Source organism: Mesorhizobium sp. M2A.F.Ca.ET.037.01.1.1 (genome assembly GCF_003998075.1).
Lineage (GTDB): Bacteria > Pseudomonadota > Alphaproteobacteria > Rhizobiales > Rhizobiaceae > Mesorhizobium.
Window position 1 is genome coordinate 1 of record NZ_RZSA01000030.1, and the last position, 14848, is coordinate 14848.

Annotated in this window: 16 protein-coding genes, 1 other RNA gene and 1 pseudogene; 6 read left to right on the forward strand and 12 right to left on the reverse strand. The window is 62.8% G+C overall.

Annotated features, from left to right (window positions below; all coding sequences use genetic code 11):
• The 5 genes from EOA27_RS03070 to ssrS form a co-directional block, all read right to left on the reverse strand.
• Positions 1 to 690, reverse strand: a 690-nt coding sequence (locus EOA27_RS03070; protein ID WP_145970251.1) for a TerC family protein, incomplete at its 3' end; no start/stop codon positions are given.
• A gap of 80 nt (positions 691 to 770) precedes the next feature.
• On the reverse strand, positions 771 to 1595 hold the full coding sequence (locus EOA27_RS03075) for a YmdB family metallophosphoesterase (protein WP_112129722.1): 825 nt from the start codon (positions 1593 to 1595) through the stop codon (positions 771 to 773).
• A gap of 50 nt (positions 1596 to 1645) precedes the next feature.
• Positions 1646 to 2164, reverse strand: coding sequence for a DUF3592 domain-containing protein (locus tag EOA27_RS03080; RefSeq protein WP_126080723.1), 519 nt, complete (start codon positions 2162 to 2164; stop codon positions 1646 to 1648).
• Between the two features lie 81 nt (positions 2165 to 2245).
• Positions 2246 to 2830 carry a 5-formyltetrahydrofolate cyclo-ligase gene (locus tag EOA27_RS03085; RefSeq protein ID WP_126080722.1) on the reverse strand — a complete coding sequence of 195 codons (585 nt, stop codon included), beginning with the start codon at positions 2828 to 2830 and terminating at the stop codon, positions 2246 to 2248.
• Between the two features lie 82 nt (positions 2831 to 2912).
• Positions 2913 to 3068: non-coding RNA, 6S RNA (gene ssrS / locus EOA27_RS03090), on the reverse strand.
• Between the two features lie 161 nt (positions 3069 to 3229).
• Between ssrS and EOA27_RS03095 the strand changes: the two genes are divergently transcribed.
• The 6 genes and pseudogenes from EOA27_RS03095 to msrB all read left to right on the forward strand — a co-directional run bounded on the left by EOA27_RS03095 (position 3230) and on the right by msrB (position 7361).
• On the forward strand, positions 3230 to 4069 hold the full coding sequence (locus tag EOA27_RS03095; RefSeq protein WP_126080721.1) for a MoxR family ATPase: 840 nt from the start codon (positions 3230 to 3232) through the stop codon (positions 4067 to 4069).
• A gap of 88 nt (positions 4070 to 4157) precedes the next feature.
• Positions 4158 to 4604 (forward strand): GNAT family N-acetyltransferase, encoded by a 447-nt coding sequence (locus EOA27_RS03100; protein ID WP_126080720.1) that lies wholly within the window; start codon positions 4158 to 4160, stop codon positions 4602 to 4604.
• 18 nt (positions 4605 to 4622) lie between these two features.
• Positions 4623 to 4862, forward strand: coding sequence for a type II toxin-antitoxin system HicA family toxin (locus EOA27_RS03105; protein WP_245466903.1), 240 nt, complete (start codon positions 4623 to 4625; stop codon positions 4860 to 4862).
• An 11-nt stretch (positions 4863 to 4873) separates the two neighbouring features.
• Positions 4874 to 5278 carry a type II toxin-antitoxin system HicB family antitoxin gene (locus tag EOA27_RS03110; protein WP_126080719.1) on the forward strand — a complete coding sequence of 135 codons (405 nt, stop codon included), beginning with the start codon at positions 4874 to 4876 and terminating at the stop codon, positions 5276 to 5278.
• A 10-nt stretch (positions 5279 to 5288) separates the two neighbouring features.
• Positions 5289 to 6478 (forward strand): annotated as a pseudogene (locus tag EOA27_RS03115) (VWA domain-containing protein).
• Positions 6479 to 6956: 478 nt separating this feature from the next.
• Positions 6957 to 7361, forward strand: a complete 405-nt coding sequence (gene msrB, locus EOA27_RS03120) for a peptide-methionine (R)-S-oxide reductase MsrB (RefSeq protein ID WP_126080718.1) — start codon at positions 6957 to 6959, stop codon at positions 7359 to 7361.
• A gap of 80 nt (positions 7362 to 7441) precedes the next feature.
• Here msrB and EOA27_RS03125 read toward each other — a convergent pair whose 3' ends face one another.
• The 7 genes from EOA27_RS03125 to EOA27_RS03155 all read right to left on the reverse strand — a co-directional run bounded on the left by EOA27_RS03125 (position 7442) and on the right by EOA27_RS03155 (position 14700).
• Complete coding sequence (locus EOA27_RS03125) at positions 7442 to 7738, reverse strand: hypothetical protein (protein ID WP_126080717.1); 297 nt, start codon at positions 7736 to 7738, stop codon at positions 7442 to 7444.
• Positions 7739 to 7748: 10 nt separating this feature from the next.
• Positions 7749 to 8189 carry a hypothetical protein gene (locus tag EOA27_RS03130; RefSeq protein WP_126080716.1) on the reverse strand — a complete coding sequence of 147 codons (441 nt, stop codon included), beginning with the start codon at positions 8187 to 8189 and terminating at the stop codon, positions 7749 to 7751.
• 23 nt (positions 8190 to 8212) lie between these two features.
• Complete coding sequence (locus EOA27_RS03135; protein WP_040991643.1) at positions 8213 to 8473, reverse strand: DUF2312 domain-containing protein; 261 nt, start codon at positions 8471 to 8473, stop codon at positions 8213 to 8215.
• Positions 8474 to 8624: 151 nt separating this feature from the next.
• Positions 8625 to 12083: a pyruvate carboxylase gene (gene pyc, locus EOA27_RS03140; RefSeq protein WP_126080715.1), complete on the reverse strand. Its 3459-nt coding sequence runs from the start codon at positions 12081 to 12083 to the stop codon at positions 8625 to 8627.
• Between the two features lie 270 nt (positions 12084 to 12353).
• Complete coding sequence (locus EOA27_RS03145; RefSeq protein ID WP_095816640.1) at positions 12354 to 13472, reverse strand: branched-chain amino acid ABC transporter substrate-binding protein; 1119 nt, start codon at positions 13470 to 13472, stop codon at positions 12354 to 12356.
• Positions 13473 to 13609: 137 nt separating this feature from the next.
• Complete coding sequence (locus tag EOA27_RS03150; protein ID WP_126063959.1) at positions 13610 to 13957, reverse strand: DUF6867 family protein; 348 nt, start codon at positions 13955 to 13957, stop codon at positions 13610 to 13612.
• Between the two features lie 14 nt (positions 13958 to 13971).
• Entirely contained in the window at positions 13972 to 14700 is a 729-nt protein-coding gene (locus EOA27_RS03155; RefSeq protein ID WP_042645693.1) for an ABC transporter ATP-binding protein, read from the reverse strand.
• Between the last annotated feature and the right edge of the window lie 148 nt (positions 14701 to 14848).

Below are 14848 nucleotides of genomic sequence, written 5' to 3' on the forward strand. Positions count from 1 at the left end.
GCCCATGGCGGCGTAGATGTAGCCCTTCGGCACGTGATAGCCCATGCCGTCTGCGATCAGCGTCATGCCGATCATCAGCAGGAAGCCCAGCGCCAGCATGACAATGGAGGGGTTCCTGGCGATGAAATTGGCGAGCGGCGTCGCAGCCAGCATCATCACGCTCACCGCCACGATCACGGCGATATACATGATGGCGATCTCGTCGGTCATGCCGACGGCGGTGATGATGGAATCGATCGAGAAGACGAGATCGAGCAGCAGGATCTGGAAGATCGCGCCGGCAAGGCTCAGCTGCAGCGTACCCACCATCGTGTCCTGATGATCCTGCGGGTCGACAGTGTGATGGATTTCCCTGGTCGCCTTCCAGACCAGGAACAGGCCGCCGGCGATCAGGATCAGGTCGCGCCAGGAAAATCCGTGGCCGAAGGCGGTGAACACCGGCGTCGTCAGCTGCACGATGATCGAGATCGTGGCGAGCAGGATGAGGCGCATGACCAGCGCCGCCGAGATGCCCAGCCGGCGGGCCCGGGCGCGCTGCGCTTCCGGCAGCTTGTTGGTCAAAATCGAGATGAAGATCAGATTGTCGATGCCGAGCACGATCTCGAGCACCACCAACGTCAAAAGCGCGACCCAGGCGGTCGGGTCGGAAACAAAGGCAAAATGCGGCGCCAGGAACTCGATGAGCTGCATGAAGGTCGTCCCCTCTACGATCTAGAGCAGTTTTCGCGGGTTTCGTGGCCAGTTAGGTACTGACCTTGGCTATATCAATGTCAGGACCAGAAAGACGGCGCCGTTTCTTCCAACCGAGGCCCGCGACGAAACGGCGCGATTTTCTCGGCAAGACCGGTGCGATCGGAAATGTCGACGCCGACGCCGCAGAGAGTCGCCGGTCCAGTCGCCGCCTCGAAGCGCCCTTTCGGCACCTTGGAAAGAAACCGGTTGAGCGGCTCTTCCTTGTCCATGCCCAGCGAGGAATCGTAATCGCCGCACATGCCGGCGTCCGAGATATAGGCGGTGCCACCGTTGAGGATCTGATGATCGGCGGTCGGCTGATGCGTATGCGTTCCGACCACGAGGCTGGCGCGGCCGTCGACGAAATGCGCGAAGCACATCTTCTCCGAGGTCGCCTCGGCATGGAAATCGACGATCGCCGCATCGGCCTGCTCGCCGAGCGGGCAGGCCGCCAACTCCCGCTCGCCGGCCTGGAACGGATCGTCCAGCTCCGGGTGCATGAAGACGCGGCCCATGATGTTGGCGACCAGCACGCGCGCGCCGTTGCGGGCGATATAGACGCCAGAGCCGCGCCCGGGCGTGCCCTTGGGAAAATTGGAGGGCCGCAGGAAACGCTCCTCGCGCGGCGCGAAGATCAACGCGTCGCGCTGGTCCCAGACATGGTTGCCGGTGGTGACAACATCCGCGCCGGCAGCGAGCGTCTCGCGAAAGATCTCCTCGGTGATGCCGAAGCCGCCGGCGGCGTTCTCGCCATTGACGATGACGAAGTCGAGCCTGAAGTCGGAAATCAGCCCCGGCAGCTGTTCCCACACTGCCGTGCGCCCTGTTTTGCCAACCATGTCGCCGAGAAAGAGGAGTCTCATAGCCACTTCTATCCAGAGCTGTGGACACTAGGCAAGCGGCACCGAGGTCCTTAACGCCGGCCGAAAGTGCCGCGTTGCTGATCGGCTGGCCCCGCTCCAGCGCCGGCAACGCGAACGGTCGATGGCGCCATGGGCGGCGTTTTGCGTCCTCGCAACCAGAAGAACCAGATGTAGAACAAGGTGAACCCACCGGTGACGGCGAGCAGCAGCAGCCCGCCGCGCCAGCCTTTCATCGCGGCCGTGTCGAGGCTCGATGGATCGGCAGGGTCATAGTACAATTCTATCCTGTCGCCCTTGGCCGCCTTGTAGAGACCGATGTCCTTGTCCTTGCCGGACCATGTCATCGGCGCGTCATTGGCAACATAGCTGACGGCGACATTGATGCCATCCGTGGTGAGACCGTTCGCCCGCGTTTCGCTGTAGGCGCTGACATCCGTTACGGTGGCGAGTGTCCGCTGCCAGGCAGCCTGGTGATGCAAGGTAGTTCCTATGATGTGCAACGACATCGAGAACAGTATCGCCGCGATCAGCGCGAAGGGCATCAGCAAATAGCGTGCAAGAAGGAACACCACGATCCCCGTCAGCTCGATTATAGCTGCAGGAACATAATCCGACGTGTCTTTGAAACGCGTTAAGCGGGTCGCGATAGCTTAAGCGACATCGAAGCGGCGCAACCCGCTCTCGGTCAGTATTTCCGGAATGATGACGTCATGGTTCTCTTCCGGCACCCGCTCGACTTCCTGGCAATCGAACGCGATGCCGATCAGCCTGGGCATGATGCCCTTTTCGGCCAGCCTGGCGATGGCGCGGTCGTAATAGCCGGCGCCGTAGCCGATGCGGTGGCCGCGGCCGTCGAAGGCGGCGAGCGGCACCAGCATGAGCGTCGGGTCGAGCACTTCCGCCTCTTCATGCGGCCCGACCGTGCCGAAGCCCATCTCGACCATCGGCGCGCCGCGCACCAGCTCGCGAAAGACGATCGTGGTCTTGTCCAGGATCGCCGGCAGGCAGAGCCTGGCGCCCTTCTCGCGCAGCGCGAACATCAGCGGCCGCACATCGACCTCCGAGCGCATCGGCCAGAAGCCGGAGACGATGCGGCCGGGCTCGAAGTCGATTTTCTCCTTTGCCGTCTCGGCCATTTCGAGCGCGATCTCGACGCGCCAGAATTCGTCGAGCGCATCACGGCGCGCCAGCGCTTCCTTGCGAAGCTGTTTCTTCAGGTCTTTCGGTGAGTTCATGCTCAGACGCTAGAAAGGGCCGGGATTGTATGGAGTGTTAGGAACGACCTTTTCTAGCGCATGTCTCCCGAAATCGGGAGAGTGACGATCCACACAACCGGTGGAGAGGTCGATCCCGGGTGCCTACAAAGTAGGTGGGCGCCGTGTGAGAAAACCCACGGGTCTTCCCAGGGACAGCTCCCTAAGGATCGATAAGGCCCCGGGGATAAGTTTCTCCTGCCGGGAAGCACAGACCGCCGGGGACAAATATAGGCCGATGGTTAGCCGTGCGCCAGAGAGACGAGCGACCAATTACGCGTAATTCGCCTTGCAGACCATCTCGATCAGAGGCTCTCGGCAACCGCCCTTGCGCGGCCGGCCTCGCCTCCTTACGGTCCAGCCCCACGGACAGGAGAAAAAATGCGTTTCGAAGGCACCGCGGCTTACGTCGCCGACAAGGATCTAATGGTCGCGGTCAACGCCGCGATCGCGCTGGAGCGGCCCTTGCTGGTCAAGGGCGAGCCCGGCACCGGCAAGACCGAGCTCGCCCGCCAGGTGGCGTCGGCGCTTGGGCTCGAATTCATCGAATGGAACGTCAAATCGACCACCAAGGCGCAGCAAGGGCTCTACGAATATGACGCCGTGTCGCGGTTGCGCGACAGCCAGCTTGGCGACGAGCGCTTCAACGACATCGCCAACTACATCAAGCGCGGCAAGCTGTGGGACGCCTTCGCGGCGCAAAAGAAGGTCGTGCTTTTGATCGACGAGATCGACAAGGCCGACATCGAATTCCCCAACGACCTCCTGCAAGAGCTCGACCGGATGGAGTTCTTCGTCTACGAGACCGGCGAGACGATCCGCGCCGAGTTCCGGCCGATCGTCATCATCACCTCGAACAATGAGAAGGAACTGCCCGACGCCTTCCTGCGTCGCTGCTTCTTCCACTATATCCGCTTCCCCGACATCGACACGCTGCACCGCATCGTCGAGGTGCATCACCCCGGCATAAAGCAGAACCTGGTGCGGGCGGCCCTCACTCAGTTCTACGAGATCCGCGAGGTGCCGGGCCTGAAGAAGAAGCCGTCGACCTCCGAGGCGCTCGACTGGATCCGCCTGCTGGTCGCCGACGACATCGCGCCAGAAGACCTGCGCGCCGACCCGAAGAACATGCTGCCGAAACTGCACGGCGCGCTGTTGAAGAACGAGCAGGACGTGCATTTGTTCGAGCGGCTCGCGTTCATGGCCAGACGGCAGCAATAAGCCGCCAGCAATAGCGCTTTCCCATTCTGTGGACCGTTGCCGGGGAACAGCTGCTGCCGCAGCTTCGGGCCAAATGTTGGAGGAAGAAATGTCCGAGATCACCATCCGCCCGCTCACCCAGTCCGATCACGCCGACTGGCGCCGGCTGTGGACGGCCTATCTCACCTTCTATGAAACCAAGCTGCCGGAAGAGGTCTATGATCTCACCTGGAAGCGGCTGTTCACGGCAGGCGAGTTCGAGCCCAAGGGTTTCATAGCCACGCTCAATGGCAAGGCCGTCGGCCTCACCCACTATCTGTACCACCGCTCCTGCTGGTCGCTGGTCAACAACTGCTATTTGCAGGACCTGTTCGCCGACCCGGAGGTGCGCGGCAAAGGCGTAGGCGCCGCGCTGATCAAAGCGGTGCAGAACGAGGCCGGCAAGATCGGCGTGAAGAACGTCTACTGGATGACGCACGAGACCAACGCCACCGCGCGCCGGCTCTATGATCATGTCGCGCGCCGCACGGGTTTTATTGAATACGATCTGCTGTAATCATGGTTAGTGGTTGAAATGATAGAAATTGCGCAATATATTGCGCATATTACAGGGAGCGCGATGCCGCTGATAGAGACCAATACGCGCAAGATTGTTGCGAGACTTCTGCACGAAGGTTGGTTGAATGTCGGTGGCGGCAAGCATGAAAAGTATGAGCATCCGGAAAGGCCGGACGCTATGATCATCGTGCCCCGTCATCGCGAACAGTCTCCGGGTGTGGCGCGTTCGATCGCTCGACTTGCCGGATGGATTTGAGGACGATCCACATGACGCACTATGTCGGAGTACTCGACGGAGCCGACGATGTCTGGGGCGTGCGGGTGCCCGATCTTCCCGGTTGCCACGGCGGCGGGGCAAATCCCGAGGAAGCAATCGCCGACGCGACGTCGGCCATGCGTGAATGGGCTGAGGCCCGGATAGCAAAGCAGCTGCCGATGCCTGCCCCTCGCACGATGACGCAATTGCTGCGGTCAGGCGAGATCGATAGCACCGCCGGCGAATCCGCGGTGATGATCCCCGTGCTGATCGATTCAGGAAGACCTGTCCGAGCCAATCTGTCCCTCGATGCTGGTCTGTTGGCAGCAATAGACGAAGAAGCCGGCCGGCGCGGCCTTACCCGCTCCGCGTTCATTGCAAGCGCGGCACGCGAGAAGATCGAGGGGCACAGATAGCAGCCCAACCATGTTCATCCCCTTCTTCCTCGAACTGAAGGCAGCGCGGGTTCCCGTTTCGCTCAGGGAATATCTGTCGCTGCTGGAAGGGCTGGAAGCCGGGCTGGTCGATTATGACGTCGAGGCTTTTTATTACCTCGCCCGCGCGGCCCTGGTGAAGGACGAGCGCCATATCGACCGTTTCGACCAGGTCTTCGCGCATGTCTTCAAGGGCGTCGAGGCGCTTGGCGGATCCGACGCCGTCGATGTCGCCAACATCCCCGAGGAATGGCTGCGCCGGCTGGCCGAAAAGCACCTGACCGAGGAGGAGAAAAAACTGGTCGAGGCTTTGGGCGGCTTCGATAAGCTGATGGAAACCTTGAAGCAGCGGCTCGAGGAGCAAAAAGGCCGGCACCAGGGCGGCTCGAAATGGATCGGCACCGGCGGCACCTCGCCCTTCGGCGCCTATGGCTACAATCCGGAAGGGGTGCGCATCGGCCAGCATGAAAGCCGGCATCGCCGCGCGGTGAAAGTCTGGGACAAGCGTGAATTCCAGAATTTCGACGACACCGTCGAGCTCGGCACCCGCAACATCAAGGTGGCGCTGAAGCGGCTGCGCCGCTGGGTGCGCGAGGGCGCCGAGGAGGAGTTCGACCTGCCCGGCACCATCCATGCCACCGCCGAGCACGGTTATCTCGACGTCAAGACACGGCCCGAGCGGCGCAATGCCGTGAAGCTTTTGATGTTCTTCGATGTCGGCGGCTCGATGGACGACCACATCCGCGGTGTCGAGGAGCTGTTCTCGGCCGCCCGTGCCGAGTTCCGCCAGCTCGAATATTTCTACTTCCACAACTGCCTCTACGAGCGCGTCTGGAAGGACACCGGCGGCGGCTGGCCGAGACGATCCCGACCTTCGACCTCATCCACAAATACGGGCCGGACTATAAGGTGATCGTCGTCGGCGACGCCTCGATGAGCCCCTACGAGATCGCCCATCCGGGCGGCTCGGTCGAGCACTGGAATCCAGAGGCCGGCAGCGTGTGGCTGGCGCGCCTGTTGCAGCAATGGCCGAACGCGATCTGGCTGAACCCGGAAGCCGAGAAGAACTGGCGCTACACGCACTCGATCGCCATGATCAGCGAGATCTTCGGCGGCCGCATGTTCCCGCTGACACTGGCCGGGCTGGAAGCCGCGACCAGGCAGTTGTCGCGCAAGCATTAGTTCCCCGGCACAGGGATGTTGACCGGTCGGCTCCGTTCGCATTGGCAGGCGGCATGCTTTGGAGATTGGCCGAAACGCCCATCGCGATCGTCATTCCAGGGCGGAGCAAGGAGCGAAGCGACGCGCGCAGACCCTGGAATCCATGCCGTTACCTTCGCCGAGGCCTGCAACGGAGCAGAATTCTGCACCGTGGCGGCGCTTCCAAGTCACGGAATGGATTCTATGGTCTGCGCCGCGTCGCTTCGCTCCTTGCTCCGCCATAGAATGACGAAGTTGGGGCGGCCTCGACCAATCCCCGGCGCTTGCGCCGATTTCACGGGCCTGAGCAGAAAGTCTTGCGCCAAGACAAACGGCAATCTTTCAAAATCCCTGTATCAGGGATTAGCCCGCTTTCGCTGGCGGCACGTGTAACAAACGCCTATGTTCCGACGAATACCCGTTGCAAGTAACAACGAGCCGCCAAGGCCGAGGAGATTTCATGGACACCCACGCCTATCCCGTCACCCGCACCGATGCCGAGTGGCGCGCCCGGCTGACGCCGGAGCAGTATGCCGTCATGCGCAATCACGGCACCGAGCGCCCGGGCAGCTGCGCGCTGCTCTATGAGAAGCGCGCCGGCACTTTCTTTTGCGTCGGCTGTGACCAGCCGCTGTTCGAATCCAAGCTGAAGTTCGAGAGCGGCACCGGCTGGCCGAGCTTCAACGATCCGGTCCCGGGCTCGATCGAGACCACCGTCGACCGCAGCTACGGCATGGTCCGCACCGAATGCCACTGCTCGCGCTGCGGCAGCCATCTCGGCCATGTCTTCGAGGACGGCCCGCCGCCGACCGGCCTGCGCTATTGCATCAACGGTGTGGCGCTGCGCTTCGAGCCATCGGCTTGATCGCTCTAAAATGACTTCGCAAAGGGCGGCTTCGGCCGCCCTTTTCGTATCGAGCAATTCCAGGAAAGATGTGATGCGGCTCAGGCGACCGCCGTCGCGATCAGCCAGAGCGCCGAGCCGAGCATCATCAGTTGCGCCTTCAGGCCGCCGCTCTTCTCCGCCGTTCGCCAGATGGCGACCGTCAGGAAGATGTTGTAGGGAACGGGGAGGAAATGCACCGCCAGCACCAGCCAGAGCGGCAGCTTCAATCCAAGCAGGATCAGCGCCAGCGCCGAAGAGGCGATGCTCAGGATCGTCGCGACGAGCAGCATGTCGCGCCAGAACAGCCGGTCGAGCGGCGCTTCACCCCTCCAGCGCGTATAGAAAAAATCCGTCATCGCCCGCGACCTATCTCCGCCCCAGGACTTCGGTCACGGCTTCTTCGAAGCGCGAGCACTCTGTCACCAGCCAGTCGGTCATGGCCGGCCAGTTGTCCTCGGCATAGCAGTTCACATGCCATAGCGAGTTGATGCCGAGACCTTGCGAGCTCTGCTCGGGCTTGAGCTTCAGCTTCGCCTCGATCGCCGGCTGGAACGGCTTCAGCCGCGACCATGAGTCCGTTGCCCCGAACTTCTCATTGCGCCCGAAGAAGACGCCGACATGGTTTTGCGCCGGCGCGACATACATCGAAAGCACCAGGGCGAAATCCGGCAGCCCGCGCTGCCAGAACCAAGGTCCGCGCCGCGCCAGCGTGGCTTTTTCTTGCGGATGCCGCTCGGCGAACAGGGCCCAGAAGCCGCGATGGCGGAACTCCGAGGCGCGGCGGCCGCCGAAGTCGAATTCAGTCATGACCGGCTGCCGGCCATGAGCGCTTACACCATGCCGAGAGCGGCCTTGTAGAGGTCGAGGATGGACTCCTCCTCCTGGCGCTCCGCCTGGTCCTTCTTGCGCAGCCGCACGATGGTGCGGATCGCCTTGGTGTCGAAGCCGGTGCCCTTGGCCTCGGCATAGACATCCTTGATGTCGTCGGAGATCGTCTTCTTCTCTTCCTCGAGTCGCTCGATGCGCTCGATGATGGTGCGCAGCTGGCCGGCGGCTACAGTCTGGCTGGTCTCGGTGATTTCGTCGGCCATTTTCTCTCCGCGTCTTCTGAAGCCAGGGCGATTCCCGCCACGGCAAATTGGAGCGGGTTCGATGCCCGAGCGGACGCTGCGGGTCAAGACACTTGTCGAGTGCCTGTGGACGGCTGCTGTCAGCCGCCCATAAGGGATCGCGCTCCGACCGTCACTTAAAGGCTATGAGCAGATCCTTCGCATCGATCTGGTCGCCGGCCTTGACCAGCACTTCGGCGATCTCGCCGTCGCGTTCGGCGTGCAGCGCGGTTTCCATCTTCATCGCCTCGATCGACAAGAGCACGTCGCCCGCCTTGACCGCCTGTCCAGGCGCCACGGCAAGCGCCGAGACCACGCCCGGCATCGGCGCGCCGACATGGCTCTCATTGCCGGGCTCGGCCTTGCGGCGCGCCTTGGCGGCGGAAGCGCCATGCGCGCGGTCAGGCACCTTTATGCGGCGCGGCTGGCCGTTGAGCTCGAAGAAGACCGTGACCATGCCCTTGTCGTCGACATCGCCGAACGCCTGGCAGCGGACCACCAGCGTCTTGCCCTTCTCGATGTCGAGGAAGATCTCGTCTTCCGACTTCATGCCGTAGAAATAGGTCGGTGTCGGCAGGACGCTCACCGGCCCGTAGGTCTCCTGCGCGGCAGCGAAATCGGTGAACACCTTCGGATACATCAGCCAGGAAGCGAACTCATACTCCGAGAGCTTGCGCTCGAGCTTCGTCTCGATGTCCTTGCGGCTGGCCTTGAGGTCGGCGGGCTTCAGCAGCGAGCCGGGCCTGACCGTGATCGGCTTGTCGCCCTTCAACGCCTTCTTCTGCAGCGCCGCTGGCCAGCCGCCGGGCGACTGGCCAAGATCGCCGCGCAGCATCGACACGACCGAATCCGGGAAGGCGATGTCCTTGGCCGGGTTCTCGACATCGGCGACGGTGAGGTCCTGGCTGACCATCATCAGCGCCATGTCGCCGACCACCTTGGATGACGGCGTCACCTTGACGATGTCGCCGAACATCAGGTTGACGTCGTGATAGGCCTGCGCCACCTCATGCCAGCGTGTCTCCAGCCCGAGCGAGCGCGCCTGTTCCTTGAGGTTGGTGAACTGGCCGCCCGGCATCTCGTGCAGATAGACTTCCGAGGCGGGCCCCTTGAGATCGCTCTCGAAAGCCGCGTACTGGTTGCGCACCGCCTCCCAGTAGAAGGAGATGTGACGGATCCATTGCGGGTCGAGACCGGGATCGCGGTCGGTGCCCTTCAGCGCCTCGACGATCGAGCCGAGGCAGGGCTGCGAGGTGTTGCCGGAAAAGGAATCCATCGCCGCGTCGATGGCGTCGGCGCCGCTCTCCACCGCCGCCAGCACCGTCGCCGCCGAGAGGCCCGACGTGTCATGCGTGTGGAAATGGATCGGCAGGTCGGTCGCCTCGCGCAGCGCCTTGAACAGAACGCGCGCCGCGGCCGGCTTGAGCAACCCGGCCATGTCCTTGACGGCGATGATGTGGGCGCCGGCCGCTTCCAGCTCCTTGGCCAGCCCGACATAATATTTGAGGTCGTATTTGGCGCGGGCCGGATCGAGGATGTCCCCGGTGTAGCATATCGCCGCTTCGACCAGCTTGCCCTCGGCGCCGACCGCGTCCATGGCGACGCGCATGTTCTCGACCCAGTTCAGGCAGTCGAAGACGCGGAACAGGTCGACGCCGCCGCTTGCCGCCTGTTTGACGAAATGCTGCACGACATTGTCGGGATAGTTGGTGTAGCCGACGCCGTTGGCGCCGCGCAAAAGCATCTGCAGCAGAAGGTTGGGCGCGGCCTCGCGCACTTTGCCCAGCCGCTCCCAAGGGTCCTCGGTGAGGAAGCGCATGGCGACGTCGAACGTCGCGCCGCCCCAGCATTCCAGCGACAACAGTTGCGGCAGGGCGCGCGCATAGGTGCCGGCGATGCCGACGATGTCATAGGTGCGCATGCGCGTGGCGAGCAGCGACTGGTGGCCGTCGCGCATCGTCGTGTCGGTGACCAGCACCTGGCGCTGCGCCCGCATCCAGGCGGCGAATTTCTCCGGGCCGAGCGCATCGAGCCTCTGCTTGCTGCCGTCCGGGATATGGCCGTTGAGATAGGGCACCACGGGTGCGGCCGCATTCGCCTTCGGCGCCGGCCGGCCGCGCGTCTCGGGGTGGCCGTTGACGCTGACATCGGCCAGATAGGTGAGCAGCTTGGTGGCGCGGTCCTGCCGCTTCACCTGCTCGAACAGTTCCGGCGTCGTGTCGATGAACTTGGTCGTGTAGGAATTGTCGGCGAAGCGCGGGTGGTTGATGATCGCTTCGAGGAAGGTGAGGTTGGTGGCCACACCCCGGATGCGGAACTCGCGCAGCGCCCGGTTCATGCGCGAGATCGCCTCGCCGGGCGTCGGCGCCCAGGCCGTCACCTTTTCGAGCAGCGGATCGTAGAACCGGGTGATGACCGCGCCCGAATAGGCGGTGCCGCCGTCGAGCCGGATGCCGAAGCCGGCCGCCTCGCGATAGGCGGTGATGCGGCCATAGTCCGGGATGAAATTGTGCTCCGGATCCTCGGTGGTGATGCGGCACTGCAGCGCGTGGCCGTTGAGCCTGATGTCCTTCTGCGCCGGCACGCCTGATTGCTTCGTGCCGATGGCGAAGCCGTCCAGGATATGGATCTGCGCCTTGACGATGTCGATGCCGGTCACCTGCTCGGTGACGGTGTGCTCGACCTGGATGCGCGGATTGACTTCGATGAAGTAGAACTTGCCGGTGTCGGCGTCCTGCAGGAACTCGACCGTGCCGGCGCCGATATAGCTCGTTTCGCGCGCGATCTTGAGCGCATAGCCGCAAAGCTCCTGGCGCAGCTCTTCGCTCAAGTAAGGCGCCGGCGCGCGCTCAACGACCTTCTGGTTGCGGCGCTGGATCGAGCAGTCGCGCTCGAACAGATGCACCGCATTGCCGTGGGTGTCGCCCAGCACCTGCACCTCGACATGGCGGGCGCGTTCGATCAGCTTTTCGAGATAGACCTCGTCCTTGCCGAAGGCGGCCTTGGCCTCGCGCTTGCCTTCCATCACCTCGCGCGCGAGGTCTGCCTCGGCACGGATGGCCCGCATGCCACGGCCGCCACCGCCCCATGAGGCCTTCAGCATCACCGGATAGCCGATCTGCGCGGCGAGCTTCTTGACCTCGTCCATGTCGTCGGGCAGCGGATCGGTTGCCGGCACGACCGGCACGCCGACCTCGATCGCGAGGTTGCGCGCCGCGACCTTGTTGCCCAGCCGGCGCATCGTTTCCGGCTTCGGGCCGATGAAGGTGATGCCGGCCTCCGCACAGGCCTCGGCGAATTCCGGGCTTTCCGACAGCAGGCCGTAACCGGGATGGATGGCGTCGGCGCCGGACAGCCTGGCGACCCGGATCACCTCCTCTATCGACAGGTAGCTCTCGATCGGGCCCATGTCCTTGGCGAGATGCGGGCCGCGCCCGACCTGGTAGCTTTCATCGGCCTTGAAGCGGTGCAGCGAATATTTGTCCTCCTCCGCCCAGATCGCCACGGTTTTGAGACCGAGCTCATTGGCCGCGCGGAACACGCGGATGGCGATTTCGGACCGGTTGGCGACGAGGATCTTCGTGATGGCCAAGGACTGGGCTCCAGCAGCGTAAAGGAGGTGAACGGCGCATGATTAACGTGAAAATGCTGCAGCGCAAACAAATTTGCGCGACACCTAAAACGGTTTAACTCGCTTGTTTGCGGCAGGCGCGCCGTTGTTGCTCCTCCACCTGTCTGCCGCGGGCGGCCTGAGCGCGTTCCGTGCCGCCGGGCGGAGCTTCCGGCCGGCTGCGACCGCGCAAACGAAAATGCCCGGCGCAAGCGCCGGGCATCCGTTGCAAGTCGGCTTCTATTTGCCGGCTTATTTCTCGAAGTAGCTGTACTTGCCGTCGTCACCCTTCTTCCATTCGTAGATGACGTAGTCGGGACGGGTGATGTCGCCCTTGGCGTCGTAGCCGATCTCGCCGATAACCGTCTTCCACGGACCGCCGGACTTGATCACTTCGGCAACCTTCTGCGCATCGTCGGCCGAACCGACCTTGGCGATGGCCTGGGTGATGATCTGCACGGCGGCATAGGAGTAGAGCGTGTAGGCTTCCGGCTCGAAGCCGGCGGCGCGGAACTTCTCCACGACTTCCTTGGCGTCCGGGTTCTTGCGCGGATCCGGAGCGAAGGTGTTGAGCGTGCCGGCAACCGCGTCACCCGCGATCGAGGCCAGTTCGTTGGAGACGATGCCATCGCCCGAGAACATCGGCGCCTTCAGGCCCTGGTCGGCCGTCTGACGGATGATCAGGCCGGCTTCGGTGTGCAGGCCACCCCAGTAGATCAGGTTGACGTTGTTTTCCTTCATCTTGGCGATGAGGGCCGAGAAGTCCTTGTCGCCGACATTGATGCCTTCATACATCACTTCCTTGATGCCGTTGGCGTTGAGGTTCTTCTTGGTCTCGTCGGCAAGGCCCTGCCCGTAAGGCGTCTTGTCGTGGACGATGGCGATCTTGGCGTCCTTGAAGTTCTTGGCGATGTAGTCGCCGGCCACCTTGCCCTGCTGGTCGTCGCGACCGCAGGTGCGGAAGGTGTTCCACAGGCCGCGCTCGGTAAGCTTAGGATTGGTTGCCGACGGCGTCATGACGAGGATGCCGTTTTCGGCATAGACTTCCGATGCCGGAATGGTCACGCCCGAGTTGAAGTGGCCGTCGACGAACTTGACGCCGTCGGCGACGAACTTGTTGGCGACCGAGATGCCTTGCTTGGGATCGGAGACGTCGTCACCGATCTCGATCTTGAGCTGCTGGCCATTGACGCCGCCCGCCGCGTTGATGTCGGCGACAGCCTGTTCCGCGCCCTTCTGCAGCTGTGCGCCGAAGGCCGCGTTCGGGCCGGTGATCGGACCGGCGACGCCGATCAGGATATCGGCCCACGCGCTGCCGCTGAACGCGATGAACGCGGTCAGCGCAACGGCGGACAAGAGTGATTTTTTCATTGAAACGCTCCCATTTACGGAGTGGGCGTGGATGATGCTTTCATGCGATGCCCACCCTTATCGCAGAAAGCATAGAATGCCGATTTTCAGGCACTTGTCACGCCAATTCATCCCCGAAAAGGCGTTAATCATAAACGTCAAACCTTCGGCTTCCAGCTTAATAAGGAAGCTCTTTCATAGAGCCAGTTATACTGCGTCACCATCTGGTTGGTGCGCGTGTATTGATAGCCGAGGAAGCCCAGTACCATCAGCACGATGGTGTCGACGATATAGTAATGCAGCGAGAACATCGTGCCGCCGAACAGCGCGTGATGGATGAACCGGATGCCGATACCGAGACCGAGCATGTAGAAGAACAGCTGAACGTGGCTGCTCCAGGTCTGCGCCGCCGCCTTGCCGGTCATCCATGCCGCCCAGCCGCCGAGCAGGCAGGTGACGAACAGGAACTGCCAGATCGAGGCTTCTTCGTAGAGAATACCTTGCATGATGAAGACCTCTCTTAGTGATGACCGCCTTCGAGATAGGCGGCGCGCACTTCCGGATTGGCGAGCAGTTCCTTGCCGGAGCCGCTCATGGTCACATTGCCGTTGACCATGACATAGCCGCGGTCGGCGAGCTTCAGGGCGCCGAAGGCATTCTGCTCGACCAGGAACACGGTCAGCCCCTGCGTCTTGTTGAGCTCGCGGATGGCGTCGAAGATCTGCTTGACGATCAACGGCGCGAGACCCAGCGACGGCTCGTCGAGCAGCAGGAGCTTCGGCCGCGCCATCAGCGCGCGACCGATCGACAGCATCTGCTGCTCGCCGCCTGAAAGCGTGCCGCCGCGCTGGCCGATGCGCTCCTTCAGGCGCGGGAACAGCGTGAACACCTTCTCGACGTCCTCGTCGTAATGCTTGAGATTGTCGAGGCTGGCGCCCATCTGCAGATTTTCCATCACCGTCATGCGCGGGAAGATGCGTCTGCCTTCCGGGGATTGCGCGATGCGCAGCCGCGCGATTTCATGCGTCGGCATCTTGGTGATGTCGGTGCCGGCGAAGGTGATGGTGCCGGCGCGGGCGCGCGGTGCCCCGAAGATGGTCATCATCAGCGTCGACTTGCCGGCGCCGTTGGCGCCGATCAGCGCCACGATCTCACCCTGGTTGACGCTGACATCGACGCCGTTCAGCGCCCGGATGTTGCCGTAGTAGGTCTCGATCCCCTTGATGTCGAGCAGCGTTGTGCCGGCCATTATTTGCGCCCTCCAGGCTTGCCCGCTGTGGGCTTGGCCGCGGTTTCCTTGCCCTTCGAAGCGCTGCCGGCTTTCGCGGCTGAAGCCTTGGCGGCCGGCTTTTTAGGCGCTGTTTTCGCTGCGCCGGCTTTCGCAGCCGGCTTGGCTG

Coding starts and splice junctions, on each gene's coding strand:
- EOA27_RS03075 (WP_112129722.1), bottom strand. CDS start 1,595: ATGAGACTCCTCTTTCTCGGCGACATGGTTGGCAAAACAGGGCGCACG.
- EOA27_RS03085 (WP_126080722.1), bottom strand. CDS start 2,830: ATGAACTCACCGAAAGACCTGAAGAAACAGCTTCGCAAGGAAGCGCTG.
- EOA27_RS03095 (WP_126080721.1), top strand. CDS start 3,230: ATGCGTTTCGAAGGCACCGCGGCTTACGTCGCCGACAAGGATCTAATG.
- EOA27_RS03100 (WP_126080720.1), top strand. CDS start 4,158: ATGTCCGAGATCACCATCCGCCCGCTCACCCAGTCCGATCACGCCGAC.
- EOA27_RS03105 (WP_245466903.1), top strand. CDS start 4,623: ATGATAGAAATTGCGCAATATATTGCGCATATTACAGGGAGCGCGATG.
- EOA27_RS03110 (WP_126080719.1), top strand. CDS start 4,874: ATGACGCACTATGTCGGAGTACTCGACGGAGCCGACGATGTCTGGGGC.
- msrB (WP_126080718.1), top strand. CDS start 6,957: ATGGACACCCACGCCTATCCCGTCACCCGCACCGATGCCGAGTGGCGC.
- EOA27_RS03125 (WP_126080717.1), bottom strand. CDS start 7,738: ATGACGGATTTTTTCTATACGCGCTGGAGGGGTGAAGCGCCGCTCGAC.
- EOA27_RS03130 (WP_126080716.1), bottom strand. CDS start 8,189: ATGACTGAATTCGACTTCGGCGGCCGCCGCGCCTCGGAGTTCCGCCAT.
- EOA27_RS03135 (WP_040991643.1), bottom strand. CDS start 8,473: ATGGCCGACGAAATCACCGAGACCAGCCAGACTGTAGCCGCCGGCCAG.
- EOA27_RS03145 (WP_095816640.1), bottom strand. CDS start 13,472: ATGAAAAAATCACTCTTGTCCGCCGTTGCGCTGACCGCGTTCATCGCG.
- EOA27_RS03150 (WP_126063959.1), bottom strand. CDS start 13,957: ATGCAAGGTATTCTCTACGAAGAAGCCTCGATCTGGCAGTTCCTGTTC.
- EOA27_RS03155 (WP_042645693.1), bottom strand. CDS start 14,700: ATGGCCGGCACAACGCTGCTCGACATCAAGGGGATCGAGACCTACTAC.